14 protein-coding genes are annotated in these 22,235 nt (G+C 70.5%); 6 read left to right on the top strand and 8 right to left on the bottom strand.

Annotation, left to right across the window (positions count from 1 at the left end):
• Nucleotides 1-71 precede the first annotated feature (71 nt).
• From ABN034_RS23525 to ABN034_RS23510, 4 genes are all read left to right on the top strand, one after another.
• On the top strand, nt 72-1,373 hold the full coding sequence (locus ABN034_RS23525) for a family 4 glycosyl hydrolase (RefSeq protein WP_349693179.1): 1,302 nt from the start codon (nt 72-74) through the stop codon (nt 1,371-1,373).
• 68 nt (nt 1,374-1,441) lie between these two features.
• Nucleotides 1,442-2,461, top strand: a complete 1,020-nt coding sequence (locus ABN034_RS23520) for an N-acetylglucosamine kinase (RefSeq protein WP_349693178.1) — start codon at nt 1,442-1,444, stop codon at nt 2,459-2,461.
• Between the two features lie 53 nt (nt 2,462-2,514).
• A complete protein-coding gene (locus ABN034_RS23515) occupies nt 2,515-3,333 on the top strand; it encodes a GntR family transcriptional regulator (protein WP_349693177.1) in 819 nt (272 codons plus the stop codon).
• Between the two features lie 47 nt (nt 3,334-3,380).
• Nucleotides 3,381-4,496, top strand: a complete 1,116-nt coding sequence (locus tag ABN034_RS23510; protein ID WP_349693176.1) for a dienelactone hydrolase family protein — start codon at nt 3,381-3,383, stop codon at nt 4,494-4,496.
• Between the two features lie 96 nt (nt 4,497-4,592).
• Here the strand turns inward: ABN034_RS23510 and add are convergent, their stop codons facing one another.
• Entirely contained in the window at nt 4,593-5,570 is a 978-nt protein-coding gene (gene add, locus ABN034_RS23505; RefSeq protein ID WP_349693175.1) for an adenosine deaminase, read from the bottom strand.
• A 289-nt stretch (nt 5,571-5,859) separates the two neighbouring features.
• Between add and ABN034_RS23500 the strand changes: the two genes are divergently transcribed.
• Complete coding sequence (locus ABN034_RS23500; RefSeq protein ID WP_349693174.1) at nt 5,860-6,669, top strand: class I SAM-dependent methyltransferase; 810 nt, start codon at nt 5,860-5,862, stop codon at nt 6,667-6,669.
• Nucleotides 6,670-6,693: 24 nt separating this feature from the next.
• Here the strand turns inward: ABN034_RS23500 and ABN034_RS23495 are convergent, their stop codons facing one another.
• The 3 genes from ABN034_RS23495 to ABN034_RS23485 are packed head-to-tail and all read right to left on the bottom strand — an operon-like array spanning nt 6,694 to nt 10,332.
• The gene (locus ABN034_RS23495; RefSeq protein ID WP_349693173.1) at nt 6,694-8,778 is read right to left on the bottom strand and encodes a xanthine dehydrogenase family protein molybdopterin-binding subunit; all 2,085 of its coding nucleotides are present in this window, start codon (nt 8,776-8,778) and stop codon (nt 6,694-6,696) included.
• Between the two features lie 55 nt (nt 8,779-8,833).
• A complete protein-coding gene (locus ABN034_RS23490; RefSeq protein ID WP_349693172.1) occupies nt 8,834-9,826 on the bottom strand; it encodes an FAD binding domain-containing protein in 993 nt (330 codons plus the stop codon).
• The gene (locus tag ABN034_RS23485) at nt 9,823-10,332 is read right to left on the bottom strand and encodes a 2Fe-2S iron-sulfur cluster-binding protein (RefSeq protein ID WP_349693171.1); all 510 of its coding nucleotides are present in this window, start codon (nt 10,330-10,332) and stop codon (nt 9,823-9,825) included. The genes ABN034_RS23490 and ABN034_RS23485 overlap by 4 nt, the downstream gene beginning before the upstream one ends.
• Before the next feature lie 149 nt (nt 10,333-10,481).
• Here ABN034_RS23485 and ABN034_RS23480 point away from each other — a divergent pair, with 149 nt between their 5' ends.
• Nucleotides 10,482-13,835: a S41 family peptidase gene (locus ABN034_RS23480; protein WP_349693170.1), complete on the top strand. Its 3,354-nt coding sequence runs from the start codon at nt 10,482-10,484 to the stop codon at nt 13,833-13,835.
• Nucleotides 13,836-13,856: 21 nt separating this feature from the next.
• Here ABN034_RS23480 and ABN034_RS23475 read toward each other — a convergent pair whose 3' ends face one another.
• From ABN034_RS23475 to ABN034_RS23460, 4 genes are all read right to left on the bottom strand, one after another.
• Nucleotides 13,857-14,564, bottom strand: a complete 708-nt coding sequence (locus tag ABN034_RS23475; protein ID WP_349693169.1) for a carbon-nitrogen hydrolase family protein — start codon at nt 14,562-14,564, stop codon at nt 13,857-13,859.
• Complete coding sequence (locus ABN034_RS23470) at nt 14,557-17,595, bottom strand: FAD-binding and (Fe-S)-binding domain-containing protein (RefSeq protein WP_349693168.1); 3,039 nt, start codon at nt 17,593-17,595, stop codon at nt 14,557-14,559. Before ABN034_RS23470 ends, ABN034_RS23475 begins: the two co-directional genes overlap by 8 nt.
• A 351-nt stretch (nt 17,596-17,946) precedes the next feature.
• Complete coding sequence (locus ABN034_RS23465; protein ID WP_349693167.1) at nt 17,947-20,352, bottom strand: anthranilate synthase component I; 2,406 nt, start codon at nt 20,350-20,352, stop codon at nt 17,947-17,949.
• A 411-nt stretch (nt 20,353-20,763) separates the two neighbouring features.
• Entirely contained in the window at nt 20,764-22,161 is a 1,398-nt protein-coding gene (locus ABN034_RS23460; RefSeq protein WP_349693166.1) for an Nramp family divalent metal transporter, read from the bottom strand.
• Nucleotides 22,162-22,235 lie beyond the last annotated feature (74 nt).

Genomic DNA, 22,235 nt, shown 5'->3' with positions numbered 1-22,235 from the left:
CCCAGTCCACCGCTTTCGAAGACAGTCAGCCGCTTTCGAAGATCGTCCCGTACGCAGGCGAAGGAGAAGTCATGGCCCGGATCAAGCTCGCCTACCTCGGCGGAGGTTCGACGCGTGCGGCCGGCACGATGGCGTCGTTCGTCCATCACGGCACGGAGTTCGACGGATCCGAGGTCGTGCTCATCGACCTCGATGCCGAACGCCTCGCCCTGATCAAGGAGCTGGCCGTACGCATGGCGAAGCATGCCGGCCTCGACCTCACGATCACCGCGACGACGAACCGCAGGGAGGGGCTGCGCGACGTCGACGCCGTGTTGTCCAGCTTCCGGCCCGGTGGCTTCGAGGCCCGCGCCCTCGACGAACGCATCCCGCTCAAGCACGGCGTGATCGGCCAGGAGACGCAGGGTCCGGGCGGGTTCTTCATGGCCCTGCGTTCGATCGCGGTCATGCAGGCGGTGGCGGACGATCTCGCGGCGGTGGCGCCGAACGCCCGGATCTTCAACTACACCAACCCGGTCAACATCGTGGCGCAGGCGATGACGAGCTACACCGACATCCCGATCGTCTCGCTGTGCGAGGGGCCGATCATCTTCCCGCGCGGGGTCGCGGAGGCCGCCGGTCTCGATCCCGACAAGCTGCAGGCGACGATGGTCGGCATCAACCACAACTGTTGGAGCACCGACCACACCTACGACCGGCAGGACTTCATCGCCGTCCTGCGCGAGGCGTACGACGGGCGCCGCGACGACCCGAGCATGTCGGAGGGGTCCCACCAGCTGATCCGGCTCGCGCTCGCGATGGAGTCGGTTCCGTCGTACTACTTCCTCAACTACTACTACCGCGACGAGGTTCTGCGACACCTGCGCGGCAAGGCGACCACCCGGGCTGAGGACATCATGGCCGAGGTCCCGGGCTACTGGGCGCACTACACCGAGCAGGCGAAGTCCGACGCGCCCGTGCTCGACCCGCGGCGGTCCCGTGGTGGCATTCACGAGCTGGAGCTGGCGATCGACGCGATGAACGCCTTCTACAACGACACCGGCGAGGTGCTGCCGGTCAACCTGCCGAACGCCGGTGGGGCACTGCCCGGATTCGACGACGACGTGGTGGTCGAGGTGTCGACGAAGGTGGACGCGAGCGGGTTCACGCCGCTGCCGCAGAAGCCGCTGCCGCATGCGGTGCGCGGGCTCGTGCAGGCGCTGGCCGAGCACCAGGTGCTCGCGGCGAAGGCCGGTTGGGAGGGGTCCGCGGTCGACGGGGTCCGTGCGTTGGCCGCCCATCCGTTGGTGCCGACCCTGCCGGTCGCCGAGGAGCTGTACGCCGAGATGGCCGCCGCCCACGCCGCCCACCTGCCGGCCCGGCTGCAGGCCTAGGGAGAGCGCGGCTGCTCCACCGTGATCCCACCAGACACCCCCTGCCGTTCGTCTAAGGTGCTGGCCTGATGACCCCGCTCTACCTCGGCGTCGACGCCGGCAACAGCAAGACCGTGGTCCTGCTCTGCACCGCCGCCGGGGAGGTCGTGGGCAGCGGGCGGTCCGGCAACGGCGACATCTACGGCGCCTCCAGCGAACGGGCCGCGGTCGAGGCCGTGATCGCCGCCGTCAAGGAAGCCTTGACGGTGGCCGGCGCTCAACCGGACGGCATCGGTGGCGCGGCCTTCCGGTTGGCCGGCGTCGACTGGCCGGAGGACCATGCGTTCTGGGTCGACGCGCTGGCGGCGGAGTTGCCGGACGTCGCGGCGTTGCGGGCGTACGACCGGTGTTCGATCTCGAACGACGGGTTCGCGGCGATCCGCTGCGGCGAACCGAGCGGGAACGGCGTGGCGGTGATCGGCGGCACCGGCTCGGCGGTGGCAGGGCGCGGGCCGGGCGGTGCGGAGTGGAGCATGAGCTTCTGGATCCAGGACGCCCACGGCGCGTCGGGACTGGTGGCCGGCGCGCTGCGGGCGGTCTACCGGGCTGAGCTGGGTCTCGGGCCGAAGACGGCGCTGACGAAGCGGCTGTTGGCCTATTTCGGGTACGCCGACGTCGAGGAGATGCTGCACCAGTTCACCCGTCGGGGCGACCGGCCGTCGCGGCCGTGGCACACCGCTGCCCGGGAGGTGGCAGGGGCGGCGGCGGACGGCGACGCGGAGGCCCTGCGGATCCTACGCGAACACGGGGAGCACCTGGCCGACTATGCGCGGGTGACGGCGGCGAGAGTCGGTTTTGACGTCGCGAGCGACGAGGTGCCGGTCGTCCTCGCCGGCTCGGTGATCGATGCCGACGGGTCACCGGTGCGGGCTGCCGTGTTGGCCGCCCTGCCCGAACGCTTCGCCAGTGCTCGACCCCGGCTCGCGACCCTGCCGCCCGTCGCGGGCGCCGCGCTCGACGCGCTGGCCGAGGCCGGCGTGGAGGTGACTCCGGAGGTCACCTCCCGTCTGCGGGCGTCCATGCCACCACCGGCGTTCGTCCGGACCTGAGCACGGATGCTGACGTGGACGTGAGCGGTCGCCGGCTTGGTACCGTCCACGCTGTGAGTACCCAGGTGGGGACCGGGACCGGCGCGGGGAGCGCCGCGATGCCCGACCCCGCCCTCGACCCGCCTGCCCCGCTGGACTCCGACATTGCACAGGTGCCGGGGCCCGCCGCGCAGGTCGCCTACACCGAACTGGCCGACGGCCTCCGCCGCGGTATCTATCCGGAGGGCTCCCGCCTCCCCGGCGAGCGGGACCTCGCCGCGCGGCTCGGGGTCAGTCGTACGACATTGCGCCAGGCACTCGGCCGCCTCGCCGCCGAAGGACAGCTGACGCGAGCGTCACAGCGCGGCTGGTTCGTGGCGCGCCGGGTCGTCGGCGAGCCACCCAGCATCCTGCAGAGCTTCAGCGAGATGGCTCGCGCCCGGGGACTCGAGCCCAGCTCGCACATCCTCGCCCAGGAGGTACGCCCGGCGACGTTCGAGGAGGCGGAACGTCTCCGGATCACCCCGTCGTCCCGGGTCCTCGAGGTGCGGCGGGTCCGCGGCATGGACGCCGTACCCGTCTGCCTCGACACCACGGTCCTGGTCGCTGCCCGCGCCGAAGCGCTGGTCGACGCCGACCTGGAGGACCGTTCGCTCTACGACGCGCTGGCCGAGCTGTGCGGTGTGGTCGTGGCGCGCAGCTCCTACGCCGTGCAGGCCGCCGCGGCGGACCACGAGGCCGCCCACCTGCTCGACATCGACGAAGGCAGTCCGGTGCTCGTGGGGCAGGAGATCACCTACGACGCCGAGGAGGTGCCGGTGCTGACCAGCCGGACCACCTACCGCGGTGATGCGTACCGCTTCCAGGCCGACCTCTACCGCCCGCTGTCCTGACTGGTCCTACGGCCGCCCTGACCGGTCGCACGGAAAGGAGTCTTCGCGTGAAGCACCTCGGCGCCTACACCGATCTCGTCCACGCGGCCGCCCGGCACCAGGGGGCGCGCCCGCCCGTGAAGCCTGGCCCGGACCTCCGGAACGCGATCCGCGACGTCCTCGGCTTCGGTGCGCTGCCGGCGGTCCCGACCGACGTACGCACCGATCGCACCTGGTCCCGCGACGGAGTTGCCGGCGAGGAGGTCTCGTGGTCGGTGGGCTACGGCCCGCGGACGCAGGCATGGGTGCTCAGGCCGGCCGGCGCCACGGGGCCGCTGCCCGGCATTGTCGCGCTGCACAGCCACGATGGCGTCAAGGCGTACGGCAAGGAGAAGATCGCCGACGGTCCCGACGGGTCCGTCGCCGAGACGGTCGCGCGGATGCGGGGCCAGGCCTACGGCGGGCGCGCGTACGCGAACGCACTGGCGCGCGAGGGTTTCGTCGTCGTCGTGCCCGATGCCTTCTGTTGGAGCAGCCGGCGGTTTCCGTTGGAGACGATGCCCGAACGCATCCGCCTGCTGGGCGCGCAGTCGGCGGCCGCGGCGGGTGACGGTCCGGAAGGGGCATACGAACGCAGTGCCCGGCTGCACGAGGACCTGGTGGCGAAGTACTGCAGCGTCCTGGGAACCACGCTGGCCGGCGTCGTGGCATACGAAGACCGGGTGGCGGTCGCCTATCTGCGGTCCCGGCCAGACGTCGCCGGGGAGGGCGTCGGGTGTGTCGGCCTGTCTGGGGGCGGATGCCGCTCGGCGCTGCTGCAGGCGACCTGCGACGACATCGGCGCCGCCGTGGTCGTCGGCATGATGAGTACGCACGCCGCCTTGCTGGACCGGCTGGTCGACAACCACACGTGGATGTTCTTCCCGCCCGGGCTGGCCCGACTGTGCGACTGGCCGGACCTCGCGGCGAGCCGGGCGCCCGCTCCGCTGCTGGTTCAGTACGACCGGGACGACCAGATCTTCACCCTCGACGGGATGAAGGCCGCCGATGCGGCGATCGCCGAGCACTACCGGCAGGCGGGCGCGCCCGAGGCGTACCTCGGCGAGTTCTACGACGGGCCGCACAAGTTCGACGAGGCGATGCAGGAGTCGGCCTTCGCCTGGCTCCGCGCGCAGCTGGCGTAGCCCGCGGAAACGCGCCCAGCTGGTGTAGCGCGCGGAGACGCGCGTCCGCTGACGTGGCCCGCAAGGCCCGTCAGCTGGCGAACTCCACGGAGCCGGTCAGCTGGCGAGCCAGGCGTCGATGCCCGCGGTCTCCTGTTCCTTGACCTGTGCTGGCGCGGCGGAGGCGAGGACGGAGGTCCGCGCGACGACGGCGAGCTGGTCGTCGGTGAGCTTCAGCTCGGCACGGCACCGTTCGTACTCTCTGAGCAGGTCGGTGTCGAACAGCAACGGGTCGTCGGCGTTCACGCTGCACGCCACCCCCGCGTCGAGCAGGCGGGGCAGCGGATGGTCGGTGAGGGAAGGTACGACGGAGAGCATGACGTTGCTCGTCGGGCACACGTCGAGGCTGGTCGGCCCCTCGGCGAGCCGGGACACGAGCGCGGGATCCTCCACGGCGCGCACACCGTGCATCAGTCGGTTCGCTCCGAGCAGGTCGAGGGCGTCGCGGATGCTCGACGGCCCGCTCAGCTCACCGGCGTGCGGCACCGCGAGCAGCCCGGCCGCCCGGGCGATGCCGAACGCGTCCACGAAGTCCGCCGGCGGCGCGGCGGTCTCGTCGCCGTCCAGGCCGAAGCCCACGACGCCACCGCCCGCCCGAGCGGCCGCCAACCGGGCCACCTCGACCGCTTCCGCGGGCCCCCGGTCCCGATTGGCGGCGACGACCAGCCCGAATCCGGTGCCTGTCGCCGCCGCGGCCGCCCGGCCCGCCTCGACGACCACCGCGATCGCCTCGTCGTGCGTACCGATCCGGCCGCCGAACAGCCCCGGCCACATCGACACCTCGACCCAGCGGGCGCCGGCCGCTGCGGCGTCCTCGACGATCTCCCGGACGACCCGACCCACGTCGTCCCGGGTGCGCATCGACCGGGCCGCGGCCATGATCGTCTCGCCGAAATCGGCGAAGCTGCCGTACGACGTCGGCAGTGGAGCAGGAAGCCCGGCCGCTGCCGCGAGCTCGCGGTAGGTCGACAGGCGCAGGGCGCCGTCGAGGTGAAGGTGCAGGTGGGCCTTGGGCAGCGCGCTCAGCTCTCGCATCGGTCGATGATCGCATCCGGAGCAGAACTTTCGTGATCACGCTCAGGATCGCGGGACCGAGCCGAGCACCGCTTCGATATGAGGGCCGACAGTGAACGACAGTGAACGACAGTGAGGCCGACAGTGAGGCCGTCAGTGGGGCCGACAGTGAGCGACAGTGCGGCCGTCAGTGAACGACAGTGAGGAGCAGCCCATCGCCACATTGACACTCTCTGGGGCGGAGCCTACGGTGCCGTGTTCGACGTCGTGACGACGTGCCTGCCACGGGACTCGGCTCCGCTGGAGAACCATGCTCTGGAACAAGTGGGACAAGTCGGCCAATCTGGATGGCGCGCCGATGGACAAGGAAAGCCGGTCCGGCAAGAACAACCCCCGGCGGTGGTATCCGAAGCTCCGCTCGCCGGCGCTGTCCCGGGTCAGGTCGTTCAACAACTACGCGAAGCAGCTGAGCGACGACGAGATCGAGGCCGGCCTGCATCGCAAGCGCGTCGGCGCCTACTGGCAGGAGGTCGGGAAGCTCCAGTTCGACTTCCTTGTCTCCCAGGGGTTGCAGCCCGATCACCGGTTGCTGGACGTCGGGTGCGGCGCGCTGCGGGGCGGTCTCCATTTCATCCGCTACCTCGAACCCGGGCACTACTACGGCATCGACCTCAACCAGAGTTTGCTCAAGGCAGGCATCGAACACGAGGTTCCCAGGGCGGGACTGACCGACCGGATGCCGGCGACCAATCTGCGGCAGACCGACATGTTCGCCTGCGACGACTTCGGCGTCACCTTCGACTTCATGCTGTCGGTGTCGGTGTTCAGCCACCTGCCGCTGAACCACCTTCGGCTGTGTCTTCACCAGCTGGCGAAGGTGACCAAGCCAGGTGCGAGCTACTTCACGACCTTCTTCGAGGCCGCTGACGCCCTACCGCTCGACGAGCGGCAGCGCCGGCCGGACCGGAAGGGCTGGACCTATTCCCATCGTGACCCGTTCCACTACACCCAGGCGGACCTGGAATGGGTGGCCGGCGTAGGCCCCTGGAAGTTCGTCTACGTCGGCGACTGGAGTCACCGGCGAGGCCAGAAGATGGCCCAGTTCATCCGTACGGACTGAAGGCCGAGTGGCGCACGCGCCGCGTCACCTGAGCAGCTTGTCGAGCGTGATCGGTAGGTCGCGGATGCGGGTTCCGGTGGCGTGGTGGGTGGCGTTGGCGACGGCGGCGGCCGCTCCGACGATGCCGATCTCGCCGATGCCCTTGGAGCCCATGGGGTTGACGTAGGGGTCGTCCTCGTCGATCCAGGTGGCGTCGATGTCGGCGACGTCGGCGTGGGCGGCGATGTGGTAGGTCGCGAAGTCGTGGTTGACGACGTGGCCGAAGCGGGGGTCCAGGACGCTTTCTTCGAACAGGGCCATGGACAGGCCCATGGTCATGCCGCCGATGAACTGGGACCTGGCCGTGGTGGGGTTGATGATCCGGCCGGCGGCGAAGACCCCGAGCATGCGCGGGACCCGGACCTCGCCGGTGTCGGCGTTGACGCGGACCTCCGCGAACTGCGCCCCGAACGCATGCATCGCGAAGTTCTCCTGATGCGGATTGTCCGGCATGCCGGCGGTGATTTCCGCCCCGGCGGGCGCGTCCACCCCGTGACGTTCCCGGAACGCACGTGCCGCCGCGACGACCGTCGAACCCCAGCTCGCCATCCCGGTGGATCCGCCGGCGACCGAGGCGGCTGGCAGGGCCGTGTCGCCGATGCGCAGGTCGATCGCGGAGAGGGGCACGTCGAGAGCGTCCGCGGCGATCTGCGCCAGGGTCGTCCAGGTCCCGGTACCGATGTCCGCTGCCCCGATCGACACCTCGTACCGCCCGTCGCCGCCGGAACGGATCGAGGCGGCCGAGCCGGGCAGGCGCCCGGCAGGGTAGGTGGAGCTGGCGACGCCGGTGCCGACGAGCCACCCGTCGCGCAGGCGTACGCCCGGTGTGGGGTCGCGCGACTCCCACCCGAAGCGTCGGGCGCCCTCCCGCAGGCAGGCGACCAGACCACGGCTCGACCAGGGCAGCCCGGACTCCGGGTCGCGCTCGGGATCGTTGCGGACCCGCAGCTCGATCGGGTCGAGGCCGCAGGCGACCGCGAGCTCGTCCATCGCCACCTCGAGCGCGAACATCCCGGGCGTCTCGCCGGGTGCCCGCATCCAGGTCGGCACCGGAACGTCGAGGCGCGCCAACCGGTGCGTGGTCCGCCGGTTCGGCGCGGCGTACATCAGCCGGGTCGCGACGGCCGTCTGCTCCGCGAACTCCTTGAACCTCGCCGTCTGCTCGACCACCTCGTGGGCGATCGCGGTGAGGCGCCCGTCGGCGCCGGCGCCGAGCCGGATGTGCTGGATGGTCGGCGTCCGGTGCCCGGCCGGACCGAACATCTGCTGCCGGGTCAGCGTGAACTTCACCGGTCGGCCGGCGGCCATGCGGGCGGCCAGCCCGGCGAGCACGTTGTGGGCGTGCGGCATGCCCTTGGACCCGAAACCGCCGCCGACGTACGGCGAGACGACCCGCAGGGTGTCGGCGTCGAGGCCGAACACGGGCACCATCGTGGCCTTGACCCAGTGCACACCCTGGGACGAGTCGTACATCGTCAGTCCGTCGTCGTCCCACACCGCGACGGTCGTGTGCGGCTCCATCGGGTTGTGGTGCTCGGTGGGCGTGGTGTAGGTCTGGTCGACCGTGACGGCCGCGTCCCCGAACGCCGCCTCCACATCACCCTGGACGCTGTCGGTGGGAAACCACGGGTTCACATGATCGGGCGCGTAGAGGTCGTCGTGGTCCGCGCGGAGGACGACGTCGTGCGGGTCCGCGGCGTAGTCCACGCGGACCAGGCTCGCCGCGTGTCGTGCGGTCTCGAAACTCTCCGCCACGACCGCGCCGATGAACTGGCCGCGGTAGGCGACGTCCCCCGACTGGAGTACCCAGTACTCCAGGTCGTCGTTCGAGGCGAGCCGTGCCGCGTTCTCGTGGGTGAGGACGAAGGCCACACCGTCGCAGGCCTCGGCGGCCGCCGTGTCGATCCCGGTGATCCGGCCGCGGGCGATCGTCGCCTGGACGGGATAGAGGTAGAGCGGGTGGTCGACCTTCTGTTCGTACGCATAGGACGCGGTGCCCGTCACCTTGGCGACGCCGTCGGCCCGGGTGTGCGGCTGGCCCATCTCGCGCGGCCGGAGCAGGTCGGTCACGGTGTCTCCTTCGCCGGTCCGTCGGCCGACGACCGCCACGGGCCGCGGGGGCGGTTCATGCCCAGTCCTCACGCGCGAGGTCCCGCAGCACCGCGACCATGGTGTTCCGCGCCAGCGGGACCTTGAACGCGTTGCCGGGAAGCGGTCGCGCGGCGGCGAGTTCGGCGTCGGCCGCCTGCCGGAAACTGTCCTCGGTAGCGGGTGCGCCCCGCAGCGCCTGTTCCGCACGGGTCGCACGCCACGGTTTGTGCGCCATGCCTCCCAGCGCGATCCGGGCGTCGGAGACCGTGCCGTCGGTGACTTCGAGAGCAGCCGCGACGGACACCAGGGCGAAGGCGTACGACGCCCGGTCGCGTACCTTGCGGTAGGTCGAACGGACCGCCATCGGTAGGTCCGGCAGGTCGATGGCCGTGATCAGATCGCCGTGCGCGAGCACCGTGTCCCGCTCCGGCTCGTCACCCGGCAGCCGGTGGAAGTCGGTCATCGGGATGCTGCGTTCGCCGTCCACAGCGAGGACGACCACGGACGCGTCCAGTGCCGCCAGAGCGACGGCCATGTCCGACGGGTGCGTCGCCACGCAGTGCTCGGACGCGCCGAGGATGGCGAGGTCGCGGTGGAACCCGTCGATCGCCGAGCAGCCCGTGCCGGGCTCGCGCTTGTTGCACGCAGTGGTGACGTCCTGGAAGTAGACGCACCGGGTGCGTTGCAACAGGTTCCCGCCAGTGGTCGCCACGTTGCGCAGTTGTGCGGACGCGCCGGCGAGCAGCGCCCGCGACAGCATCGGATAGCCGGCCCGGACGATCGGGTCCACGGCCAGGTCAGTGTTGGACACCGCTGCGCCCACCCGGACACCGCCGTCCGGCCGCGGCACGATCCGGTCGAAGGGGAGCCCGCTCACATCGACGAGCAGGTTCGGGGTGGCGACGCCGAGTTTCAGATGATCGACGAGATTCGTACCGGCGCCCAGGTACGCCGCCCCGGGTCGTTCCGACACCATCGCGACGGCGGTGGGTGCGTCGAGCGCCCGCGTGTAGTCGAAGGGCTTCACTGGGCGGCCACCTCCCGGATCGCGGCGACGATGTTGACGTACGCACCGCACCGGCACAGGTTGCCGCTCATCCGTTCCCGGATCTCCTCGTCGACCAGCTCCATGTGCCCGCCATTGAGGTATTTCGTGACGTGACTCGGATGACCGGCCTTCACCTCGTCCAGCATTCCGACCGCCGAACAGATCTGGCCCGGTGTGCAGTACCCGCACTGGAACCCGTCGTGGTCGACGAACGCCTGCTGCATCTCGTGCAGCTCGCCACCGTCCGCGAGGCCTGCCGCGGTCGTGATCTCCGCGCCGTCGTGGGCGACCGCCAGCGCCAGACAGGTGAGGGCCCGGCGGCCGTCCAGCAGCACAGTGCACGCGCCGCACTGGCCGTGGTCGCAGCCCTTCTTCGGCGACGTCACCCCCAGCCGTTCGCGGAGGGCGTCCAACAACGTCGTCCTGGTGTCCACGGTCAGCGACCGGGGCTCGCCATCGACTCGGAGGGTGATCTGGGCATCCACGCTGATGTTTCACCTGGCTCTCACGGCATGCTCCATGCGCTCATTGCGACGTACCCCACCGGTGAATCGGCGACACTTCCGGGGTGTGGGCCGCACCGGTGGTCGCGGATAGGCTCGAGGCCCACGCGCCTGGGGAGGGAACGAACGGCATGGTCGACGACGCGGGCTACCTGCGGTTTCCGAGCATCAACGGCGACGTCGTGGTGTTCGTCAGCGACGATGATCTGTGGAGCGTGCCGGCCGAGGGTGGCCGGGCGTGGCGGCTGACCGCCGGAGTCGCGGAGGCGTCCCGCCCGAGCCTGTCACCCGACGGGTCGCAGCTCGCGTTCATCGGGCAGGAGGAAGGACCCGGCGAGGTCTACGTCATGCCGGCCGCCGGCGGCACCGCGCGGCGGCTGACGTTCGAGGCCGCGCCGCGATGCGCGGTGGCGGCCTGGCTCGACGACGACACGATCGCCTACGCGAGCACCGCGACCCGCCCGGTCAACGAGGCCCGCCTGCGCGCGGTGAGCCGGCACGGCGGCCCGTCGGAGGAACTGCCGTACGGATGGGCCCAGTCCATGTCGTCCGCCCCGACCGGTGGGGTCGTGCTCGGCCGCAACACCGCCGACCCGGCCCGCTGGAAGCGCTACCGCGGCGGCACGGCCGGCGAGCTCTGGGTCGACGCCGACGGCAGCGGGGAGTTCCGCCGGCTGGTCACCCTGGACGGCAACCTGGCCAGCCCGTGCTGGGTGGGCGAGCGGATCTACTTCCTGTCCGACCACGAGGGCATCGGCAACGTCTACTCCTGCACGCCGGCCGGCGAGGACGTGCGTCGGCACTCCGATCACGACGACTACTACGCGCGGAACCTCAGCGGCGATGGCGCGCGGCTGGTCTATCACCGGGCGGGTGACCTCTACCTGCTCGACCCGGCCGACGACGAGCCGCGGCAGATCCCGGTGCGGCTGGCGACGTCCCGCACACAGCGCAACCGGCAGTTCGTGCCGGCCGGGACGTATCTCGACTCCGCCTCCCTCGGCCCGGACGGCAGCGACCTGGCGGTCACCACCCGCGGCAAGGCGTTCTCGTTCGCCCACTGGGAGGGTGCGGTCCGCCAGCACGGGGAGCCCGACGGCGTGCGGTACCGCCTGCTGACCTGGCTCGGCGACCACAAGCGGCTGGTCGCGGCGGGAAGCGATGACCGCGAGGAGGAACGCCTGGTCGTCCTCACCGCCGACGGCAGCGCCCCGCCGCGGTGGCTCGACGGGGTCGACATCGGGCGGGTCGTCGAGTTGGCCGTCTCGCCGCACGCCGACCTGGTGGCGGTCGCCAACCACCGCTGCGAACTGCTCGTCGTCGACCTCGCGGCTGACGATCCGAGCGCGCGGCGGCTCGACGCGAGCCGGTCCGGACGGATCGGTGACCTGGCGTGGGCTCCTGACGGCCGGTGGCTCGCCTACGCCAAGCCGGAGAGTCCGCAGACGCAGGCGATCACCCTGTGCCGCGTGGAGACCGGGGAGACCTGGCCGGCGACGCGGCCCGTGCTGCGCGACCGCTCACCGAGCTTCGACCCCGACGGCAAGTACCTCTACTTCCTGGGGCAACGCGACTTCAACCCGGTCTACGACGCCCTGCAGTTCGAGCTCGGATTCCCGCTCGGGACCCGGCCCTACGCGGTGGCGCTGCGGCGCGATGTCGGCTCGCCGTTCGTACCCGAGCCGAAGCCACTGGTGAGCGAGGCCGCCGCCAAGCAGAAGAAGGCCGAGGAGGAACGCAAGGGGGACGAGGAGGCCGAGGCCGACCAACCGACGCCGGTCGACATCGACGTCGACGGCCTGCCCGACCGGGTGGTGACCTTTCCGGTGCCGGAGGGGCACTACACCAAGATCGCTGGCATCCACGGCAAGGCCCTCTTCGCCAGCCTGCCGGTCGAGGGCAGCCAGGAGGCGCCGTGGTACAACCTCGCCCCGGCGGCCAGGGCGGTGCTGGACTCCTACGACTTCGAGACCCAGAAGAAGGAACGCCTGGTCGACGGCATCAGCGACTTCTGGCTCGACCGGGGCGCGCGCACCCTCCTCTACCGCGCCGGCGAGCGGCTGCGGGTGCTGAAGGCCGGCGAGAAACCGGGCGACGACAACGACGAGGCCCGGCGTACCACCGGCTGGATCGACCTCGAACGGGTCAAGGTGTCGGTGCGCCCGGGCGCCGAGTGGCGACAGATGTTCCGGGAGACCTGGCGCCTGCAGCGCGACCAGTTCTGGGTCGAGGACATGTCGGGTGTGGCGTGGGACCAGGTCTACGCCCGCTACCTGCCGCTCGTCGATCGGGTCGCCACCCGGGCCGAGCTGTCCGACCTGATCTGGGAGCTGCAGGGTGAGCTCGGGACCTCCCATGCGTACGAGCTGGGTGGCGCGTACCGGCCAGGACCCCACTACCAGCAGGGTTTCCTCGGAGTCGACTGGCTGTTCGACCCCGAGACGGGGCACTACCAGGTCGACCGGATCGTCGGCGGTGACCAATGGAACACCGGTGCCACGTCGCCGCTGAACCGGCCAGGTGTGTCCATCGCGGCGGGCGATGTCGTGCTCGCCATCAACGGCCAACCGATCGGTCGTACGCCGGACGGGCGCCACGTCGTGCCCGGCGAGCCGCTGGTCAACCAGGCCGACGAAGAGGTGCAACTGACGGTCCTCGGTTCGGCTTCGGAGTCAGGGGCCGGCTCGGCTGCGACGGCTGACGCGGCTGCTACTCCTGACTCGGCTGGTGCGGGCAGTGCGGCTGGTGCGGCGGACCCGCGGACCGTGAGCGTGCGGGCGGTCCAGTCCGAACAGGCCGGCCGCTACCGCGACTGGGTAGAGGCCAACCGTTCCTATGTCCGTGACCGCACCGACGGTCGCGTCGGCTACCTCCACATTCCCGACATGGGGCCGCGCGGGTTCGCGGAGTTCCACCGTGCGTTCCTGCGGGAGTACGACCGGGACGCGTTGGTGATCGACGTCCGGTTCAATGGCGGCGGCCATGTGTCGCCGTTGCTGCTGGAGAAGCTGGCCCGCCGCCGGATCGGCTACGACTTCCCGCGCTGGGGCGAGCCGGAACCGTATCCGCCCGAGTCGCCGCGCGGGCCGCTGGTCACCCTCACGAACGAAGCGGCCGGCTCGGACGGCGACATCTTCTGCCATGCGTTCAAGCTGCGGAAGCTCGGCCCGCTGATCGGCCGGCGTACCTGGGGTGGCGTGATCGGCATCTCGCCCCAGCACCGGCTCGCCGACGGCACGATCACCACCCAGCCGGAGTTCTCGTTCTCGTTCGACGACGTGGGCTGGCGGGTCGAGAACTACGGCACCGACCCCGACATCGAGGTCGACATCACGCCACAGAACTTCGCCCGAGGCGAGGATCCGCAACTGGACAAGGCGATCGAGGTGGCGCTGGAGGAGTTGGCTGCCCACCCGCCGCACGTACCGACGTCCGACGAACGCCCTCGTCTCGGCGCCCCGCCACTCGCCCCCCGCCCGCGCTAAACGGTCGGCTGCGCCGACGGCTCACGAGGTGAGGGTGGCGCGGGTGATCGCGCCGGGTTCGGGGCCCGCCTGCGCGACCATCGTGCCGTCGGCGTTCCAGATTCCTGACCGCCCGGCGGCGTGGGTGTAGCCCTCACCGGTCGAACCCGCGAAGCTCGCCACCGCCACCCAGACCCTGTGTTGGCGGGCGATCCGATGGGCCCGCTCGGCCAGGATGCCCGCGCGGTCGGCCGACTCCAGGACGCCGGCGACGTACGCATCGATTCCGAGGGCGGCGGTGTCGGTCGCGTGCTGCGGTATGCCCGTGTCCTTACAGATCGCGAGGCCGAGCCGCCATCCGTCGACGTCGAGCGTGGCGGGCTTGCTGCCTGGGGTGAACCGGCGCTCTTCTGCCGGGCCCAGCCACATCTTGCGGTACGCCACCGAGGCGCCGGTGCCGTCGACGGCCAGCATCGCGACGTACGACCGCCCAGCCTCGCCCGCCACCGGGGCGCCGACCAGGGCGAGCGAGCCGGTCTCGGCGCAGGCCTGGACGAGGGGGTCGAGGCGAGCATCCTCGGCCGTGATCGGCTTCGCGTCCAGCTGGTATCCGGTCAGCGAGAGTTCGGGAAAGGCCACCACCCGGGCACGTGCCGTTCGGATCGTCGCGGCGTGGCTCGCCGCGTTCGTCGCCACGTCGTACGACACCGACGGCGGCTGGGCGACCGCGATCCTCAACGGTTCACGCACGCTGACCTTCACCTCCGGACGCGGAGCCCACCCCGAGCGCGCGGGCGGCGAGCTGCGCCAGGTGCACGGGCTCGCGTTCGCCGGCCTGGCGTACCTGCGTACGACAACTGAACCCGTCCGCCAGCACGGCTGTCTCGTCGTCGGCTGAGCGGACCGCCGGGAGCAGCACGCGTTCGGCGCACGCCATCGACACGTCGTAGTGGCCCTTCTCGAACCCGAAGTTGCCGGCAAGTCCGCAGCATCCCGAGTCGAGCACGTCCGCCTTCACCCGCAGGGCTTCGAGCACTGCGGTGTCGGCCGCGAACCCGAGTTCTGCATGCTGGTGGCAGTGCACCTGGACGAGCGCGCGAAGATCTGGCGTGCGGACGACGAAATCGTCGGTGTGGCGGGCGAGCAGCTCGGCGAATGTCATCGTCTGCCGCCGCAACTGCGTCGCTCGCACGTCGTCGGGCAGCAGGTCGGTCAGCTCACCCCGGAACAACGCCGTACAGCTCGGCTCCAACCCCACCACCGGAACGCCGTCGTCAAGCCAGGGTTGCAGGGTCGCCAAGGTCTGTTGCAGGACACGCTTCGCGACACCGAGTTGGCCGGTCGACACCCAGGTGAGGCCGCAGCACACCCGCTTCGTCGGCACCTCGACGCGGTAGCCGAGCGATTCCAGCACCGCCACCGCGTCCATGCCGATCTGGGGGTCGAACGCATTGGTGAACGTGTCCGGCCACAGCACCACCCGCGGCGCGTCGACCGGCAGGGCCCCGGCCGCCGCGCGATGCCGCCGGAACGTACGGACGAACGTTTTGTCCGCGAGCGGCGGGATCTCCCGCTCGGGTGTGATCCCCCCGACCTTCTTGGCGACGGCCGCAAGCGCCCGCGCCCGGGCGGCGGCGTTCGCGACCCGCGCGAACGGCGCGGCCATCCGCAGCCACAGCGGCAGAAACCCCATGGAGTAATGCGAAAGTGGACGCAAGCGGCGGGCGTAGTGCTGCGACAGGAACTCCGCCTTGTAGCTCGCCATGTCGACGCCGACCGGACAGTCGGTCTTGCATCCCTTGCAGGACAGGCACAGGTCCAGCGCGTCGTGCACCTCTTCAGACCGCCAACCGTCGGAGACGACGGAGCCGTTCGCCATCTCGAACAGCAGCCGCGCCCGGCCCCGGGTCGAATGCTTCTCCTCCTTCGTGACCCGGTAGCTCGGGCACATCACGCCACCCTGCGACGCGAGACACTTGCCGACTCCCATGCAGCGCCTCGTCGCGCCGAAGAAGCCGTCGACGTCGTGGGCGAAGGCGAGCGTCGTCTCGGCGGGTCGCAACGTCGGCGGTGCCACGAAGACCCGCAGATCGTCGTCGAGCTTCGCCGGCTCGACGATCCGGTGGGGGTTCATCAGTCCGTCGGGATCCCATGCGGCCTTGAACTCACCGAACGCCGCACGGATGTCGTCGGGGTACATCCGGTCGAGGAGTTCGGCGCGCGCCTGGCCGTCACCGTGTTCGCCGGACAGTGACCCGCCGTGCTCCACAACGAGGTCGGCGGCCTCCTCCATGAACCTCCGGAAGCCCGCGACGCCTTCGGCGCTCAGCAGGTCGAAGTCGATCCGGACGTGGATGCACCCGTCGCCGAAGTGCCCGTAGTAGATACCGCGCCTGCCGTGCGTACGCATCAACGCGTCGAATCCGCGCAGGTAACTACCGAGCCGGTGCGGTGGTACGGCGGCGTCCTCCCAACCGGGCCAGGCCTCGCCGCCGTCGGTGAGCCGGGTGGTGCTTCCGGCGCCCTCTTCCCGGATTCGCCACAATGCCCGCATGTGCGCGGGATCGGACACGACGAGGTTCGTCGCGCCGACGCCGGCCATCACGCGGGCGACGGCCTCTGCTTGCTGACGGGCGTGTGCGGGTGTTTCGCCGCCGGTCTCGACGTACAGCCAGGCGCCGCCGGCAGGCAGGGTGTCGAGCACCGGGTTGGCGGGGTTGCGGCTGCGGACGATCTCGACGATCGCCGCGTCGACGCTCTCGATCGTGAGGGGAGCGAGATCGAGGAGTGGAAGGACGTTGTCGGCGGCCACGAACTGGTCCGGAAAACCCAATACCGCAAGGGCGCGCGCCGGCGGCGACTCCACGAGCGCGACCTCGGCCTCAAGCAGAGTGGCGCAGGTCCCCTCGGTGCCGACCAGTGCCTTGGCGAGGTCGAATCCGTGCGCGGGCAGAAGCTGGTCGAGGTTGTAGCCGGACACCCTCCGGGTGAGCGCCGTTGTGGGCGTCGGAGTCGGCGTCGTTGTGGCGGGGCTGGGGGGTCGGTCGGCCGGGTTCCCTCCGTACAGCAGGTCGATCCGGGTGCCATGGCGGTCGCGGATGGCGGCGAGATCGCGGTAGAGCCGGCCGATCCGTCCGTCGGCGGAGGTGAGGCGGGCGAGGTCCGCGGCCGAGGTGGGGCCGACGGTGAGCTGCGTACCGTCGAGCAGGGCGACCCGCAGCGTGGACACGTTGTCGACGGTCTTTCCCCACGCCACCGAATGAGCTCCGCAGGCGTTGTTGCCGATCATCCCGCCGAGCGTGCACCGGCTGTGCGTCGACGGGTCGGGCCCGAACGTCAGCCCATGCGGCCGCGCCGCCGCCCGCAGGTCGTCGAGGACGACGCCGGGCTGGACGCGTGCCCGGCGTCGGTCCGGGTCGATCTCGACGATGGAGTTCAGGTGCCGGCTGAAGTCCAGCACCACCGCCGTGTTGACCGCCTGCCCGCCGATGCTGGTGCCGGCGCCGCGGGGGAGTACGGGGACGCGGAGGCGGTGGCAGACGTCGAGGGTGGCGAGGACGTCGTCGGTGTCGTACGGCTGGACCACACCGATCGGCACGTGCCGGTAGTTGGACGCATCGGCGGACCACATCGCCCGGCTGCCCGCGTCGAAGCGCACCGCTCCTCGGACAACCTTCGCGAGCACGGCATGGACGGCCTCGGCCGGGACGTCGCTACCGGTCGGGTGGTCGCTACCGGTCGGGCGGCCTCGAGGGTGGGACGTACGCGGGTCAGGCGGCACAGCATCGAGCCTTCCACGCCGGCTCGGTTGAGCGCCCACCACCCCGGGGAGCGACAGGACGCCGGGGTCCGGCGGGGGCACGGCGGCAGGACGGTGGGGGCGCGGCGACAGGGCGGTGGGGGCGCGGCGACAGGGCGGTGGGGGCGCGGCGACAGGGCGGTGGGGGCGTGGCGACAGGGCGGTGGGGGCGTGGCGACAGGATCGGGGACGCCAGCCCGGGCGGACCGTTGCCGGCGTCCCCTTGGACCATGATCATGCGTGGACAAACGGGGCCATTGTGCGGCTCATTAGCCCAGTTTCTGACGCATGATCATGGGAAGGGCCCATTCATGATCATGGGAAGGCACGCATTCAGATCACAGTGATCGTCGCGCGACTCCGGCACAGCGTGAGCACGTTGCCGACCACCTGGTGACCCGCGCGGCCGGTCGCCGTCAGGATCGACTCCGGATGGAACTGCACCGCCCAGCGACGGCGGACCGGATCCTCGATCGCCATCGCGACGGCCGCTGTCCCACCCGAACCAGCCTGCTCCGCGGTCGTCGCCGTCACCGCGAACCCACCGCCAGCACCGCCTCGTACGGCCGTGGCACGAACCTGGTCGGGTGTGGCGAACAGCGAGTGGTACCGCCCGGCCGTGAAGCTCGCGCCCATGCCGGCCAGCAGTTCGCCACCCAGCACGTGGACCTCGGCCGGCTTGCCGTGCGCCGGATAGGGCAGCAGGTCGAGCGCACCGCCGTCGTACTCCACCATCGCCTGCAGCCCCAGGCACACCCCGAACGCCGGCAGGCCGCGTGCGTCCAGCGCCCGCAGCAGCGACGCACAGTCGAAGTCGGTCGGGCGTCCCGGACCGGGGGAGAGCACGACGAGATCCGGCGCGAGTTCGTCCAGCATCGCCTCGGCGAACCCGTACCGCAGCGTCGTCACGCCGGCACCCTGCTGCCGGAAGTAGTCGCCGAGCGTGTGGACGAACGAGTCCTGGTGATCGACGACCAGGACCCGCATCCCGTTACCAGGAAGGGATTCGACCGCCGCCGGGGCGACACCCCCGGAACCAGCGCTACCCGATCCTGCGCCACCAGATCCTGAGCCACCAGACGGCGCTTCCGCCGCGCCGCGGTCGACGTCACCCGGCGTCGCGAGGGCGTCCAGTAGCGCTTGCGCCTTGAGGTGGGTCTCGCGTTCCTCCTCCTCCGGATCCGAGTCGTACAACAGCGTCGCCCCCACCCGCACCGACGCGACACCGCTGGAGATGTGTGCCGTCCGCAGCATGAGCCCGGTGTTCATCGACCCGTCGAAGCCGGCGACGCCGATCGCTCCGCCGTACCACCGGCGCGGCGCGTCCTCGTGGTCCTCGATGAACTGCATCGCCCACTGCTTCGGCGCGCCAGTCACCGTCACCGCCCACATGTGGGTGAGGAACGCGTCGAACGCATCGAGCCCGGGCCGCAGTGTCCCCTCGATGTGGTCGACCGTGTGGATCAGTCTGCTGTAGAGCTCGATCTGGCGACGGCCGATGACCCGGACGCTGCCGGGTACGCAGACGCGGGACTTGTCGTTGCGGTCGACGTCGGTACACATGGTGAGCTCGGCCTCGTCCTTGGTGGAGTTGAGCAGCGTACGAATCTGCTCGGCGTCCTCCAGTGGATCGGCACCTCGGCGGATCGTCCCCGCGATCGGGCAGGTCTCGACCCGGGAGCCGGTCACGCGGACGTACATCTCCGGCGACGCGCCGACGAGATACTCACCCTCGCCCAGGTTGAAGAAGAACTCGTACGGCGCCGGATTCCGTTCCCGCAGCCGCGAGTAGAACGCCGCCGGCGACGCGCACGGGCCGTGGACGACATGGCTGGGCGTCACCTCGAACAGGTCGCCCCGGAAGAACCGCTCCTTCGCGTCGCGGACGATCTGGGCGTACCTGCCGGGCACGGGAGCGGGCGGCACATCCTGACTGCGTACCACCGGCGTCGGTTCGGTGTGGCGGGGCAGACCGGCCGTGCTGACGCCGTCGACGATGAAGTCGTACGCATATCGCACGGAAGTCTCGCGCTTCCGGTCGACGACGAGAATCTCGTCCGGCAGGTGCAGGACCAGGTCGCGATGGGCGGTGGTGCCGCGATCGTGCACCAGGCGCAGCGGCTCGAACTGGTGGGCGAGGTCGTAGCCGTACGCACCGTAGAGCCCGAGCTGATGATCGCCGTCGTAGGAGAAGAGCGCCACGATCGCCCGCAGGGTCGTGAACACGGTCGGTTGCCGGCTGCGCTCCTCCTCAGCGAACGCGTCACCGGCCGCAGCCGGGACCTCGACCTCGAGGTGATCCGCCGCGGTCGCCACGACCTCGCCGGTACGACTCATCACGGCCGCGACAGCGGACAGCAGGACCTCACCCCGCGCGTTGAGCGCCGTCGCGGTGATCCGGCGACCGCGCGCCGCGATCTCCAGCGGCGGGTCGACGTAACCAAGATGCCAGCGGCTGTAGCGGCCCGGATAGTCGATGCCGGAGCTGAGGATCCCGCCCCGCCGCGTCTCGACGCCGGAGGCGAACTCCTCGAGTTGGTCGCGGATGCCGCGCTCGGCGTAGTCGGTCCGGTCGGGCCGGTCGACGCGGCCGTCGCGGTCGACGGGGTCGGCGCGGTCAGTGGGGTCGACGGGGTGGTTGGGGTCGGCGCGGTCGGCCAGGTCCATACGGTCGGCGCGGCTGGTGGTGCGCGTCACGGCGATCCCGCCGGCGGTGCGGTAGCAGGTCGTGTCGTCCACGGTGGTCGCCCTTTCAGGTGGGCCCGCACCGGTGGGTTGTTCCTGCGTAGGACACAAGAAAGCGACCGCCGGTGAGGGCGGTCGCATCGTTCGATCGTCAGTTGCGTTACGGAACGAGGGGCTGCCGCCTAGAGGCGGCGCCACCACTGAAGCTGGAGTGCGTTCCGTCTGCGCATGAGCCGCACCTTAGCACGGGGCGAGGGACATCTCGTTGGTACGAGGGAACCCCTTGCCACGGGCCTGGCCTGTGTGAGGGGACCCTTGCGACGGGAGTCGCCTGGGTGAGGGGACCCCGCACACGAACCTAGTGGATCAGGGGCACCCTCATGCGAACCGCCATTGGATCAGGGGGCCCCTCATCCAATCGGGAACTCGTCGCCAGACGCGCCGGGGGAGCTGGGGCCGATCGAGCTACTCGATCGTGAAGCCGAACACGCTCACCAGCGTGTAGAGCCCGAGTAGCCCGATCGCGGCACTGCTGACGACCAGGACAAGGTGGAACGCCCGGCCGCCGTACAGCCGTGGGTCCACATCGATCTTCCGCAGGTACCACACCGCGACGACCACGGCGAGCAGGAAGACGCCGGTCATGACGCCGCCGATCTGCACCATGATCACCGGCGAGCTGATCAGAAGGTACGCGGCACCCCACACGATGGGCAGCACCACGATGAACAGCCGGATCCACCGCTGCCGCGCGAAGGGCTCGCGCCAGTCGAGGGCGCCGAGAGTCGCGAGGACGTTGGTGTACATCCGCGCCCAACTCGGCACGGCCGCCCACAGGGTCGAGCCGAGCACGGCGATCGCGCCGATGAGGAATGCGATGGTGGCCCATTCGCCGAGGGTGTCGGTGTACATCCTGGAGAGGGTTGTCAACATGTCGTTGCCCTCGGGTGAGAGCCCCTGCGGATGCAGAACAGCCGCCCCCATGATGAAGAACGCCAGCGTCGAGAAGGTGTAGACCACCCAGGAGACAAGGGCATCCTTGTACATCACCTTGATCCAGCCGTTGGCCCGGCGCACCCACGCTTCGCTGCCGTCGTTGGGGCCAACCCAGCGGGCGTACCCCTTCTCCACACACCAGTACGTGTAGAAGGTGATCTCGTCCGCGCCGACGCCGGTGATGCCGAACATCGCCACCGCCGCGCCGACCGCGCCGGCCGGAATGCGGAACGCCAACCCGCCAAGGATCTCGCTGCTGTCGTAGGCAAACGGAGTGAAGGGTAGACCGAAGGCGATCACCACGGTGAGGACCGAGAACACGACCACGAGCACGAACGCGCCACGCTCGATCAGGCTGTAGCGATTGGAATACAGCAGCGTGACCGTGCCCAGGACGATGATCACGGTCCAGATCGCCAGCGATGTCGTACCCAACGGGTCGCCGAACGGCATGAGGATGCTCAAGGCGACCGCGACACCACCGACGATGCCACCCAACTGCAGCACCTTCGACAGGGCGAGCAGTACCCACAGGACGTTGATCCAGCCGATCCGGCCGAACCGTGGCGGGACGCGGTTGTAGCCCGACAGCGCAGGCTCGCCGGTCGAGATCGTCCAGCGCGCCAGCTCGACCTGCAAGGCGACCTTGACAGTGGTCGAGATGATGACCATCCACAGCAGCGCGAAGCCCGCCTGGGCGCCGAGCGTCGTGGTGGCGATGAGCTCACCCGATCCCACGATCGAGGCGCTGACAATGAGTCCTGGGCCGAGGTAGCGCAGGCTCGCGCCCCAACCCGTGGGTGGTTCCTTGATCCCGTCGGCCGTCAGCTTGTACGGATCTGCGGCGAGCCTGGCGTCGATGGCCATCGCTGGTGCTCCTCTCGGAACGCTGGAGACCCGGTGCGTTGTCAGCGTTCGGGTTGTCCCGGTGGATGCGTCGT

Source organism: Actinopolymorpha sp. B11F2 (genome assembly GCF_040195635.1).
In the GTDB taxonomy this organism is placed as follows: Bacteria; Actinomycetota; Actinomycetes; order Propionibacteriales; family Actinopolymorphaceae; genus Thermasporomyces.
This window is presented reverse-complemented; position numbering and strand designations above follow the sequence as displayed.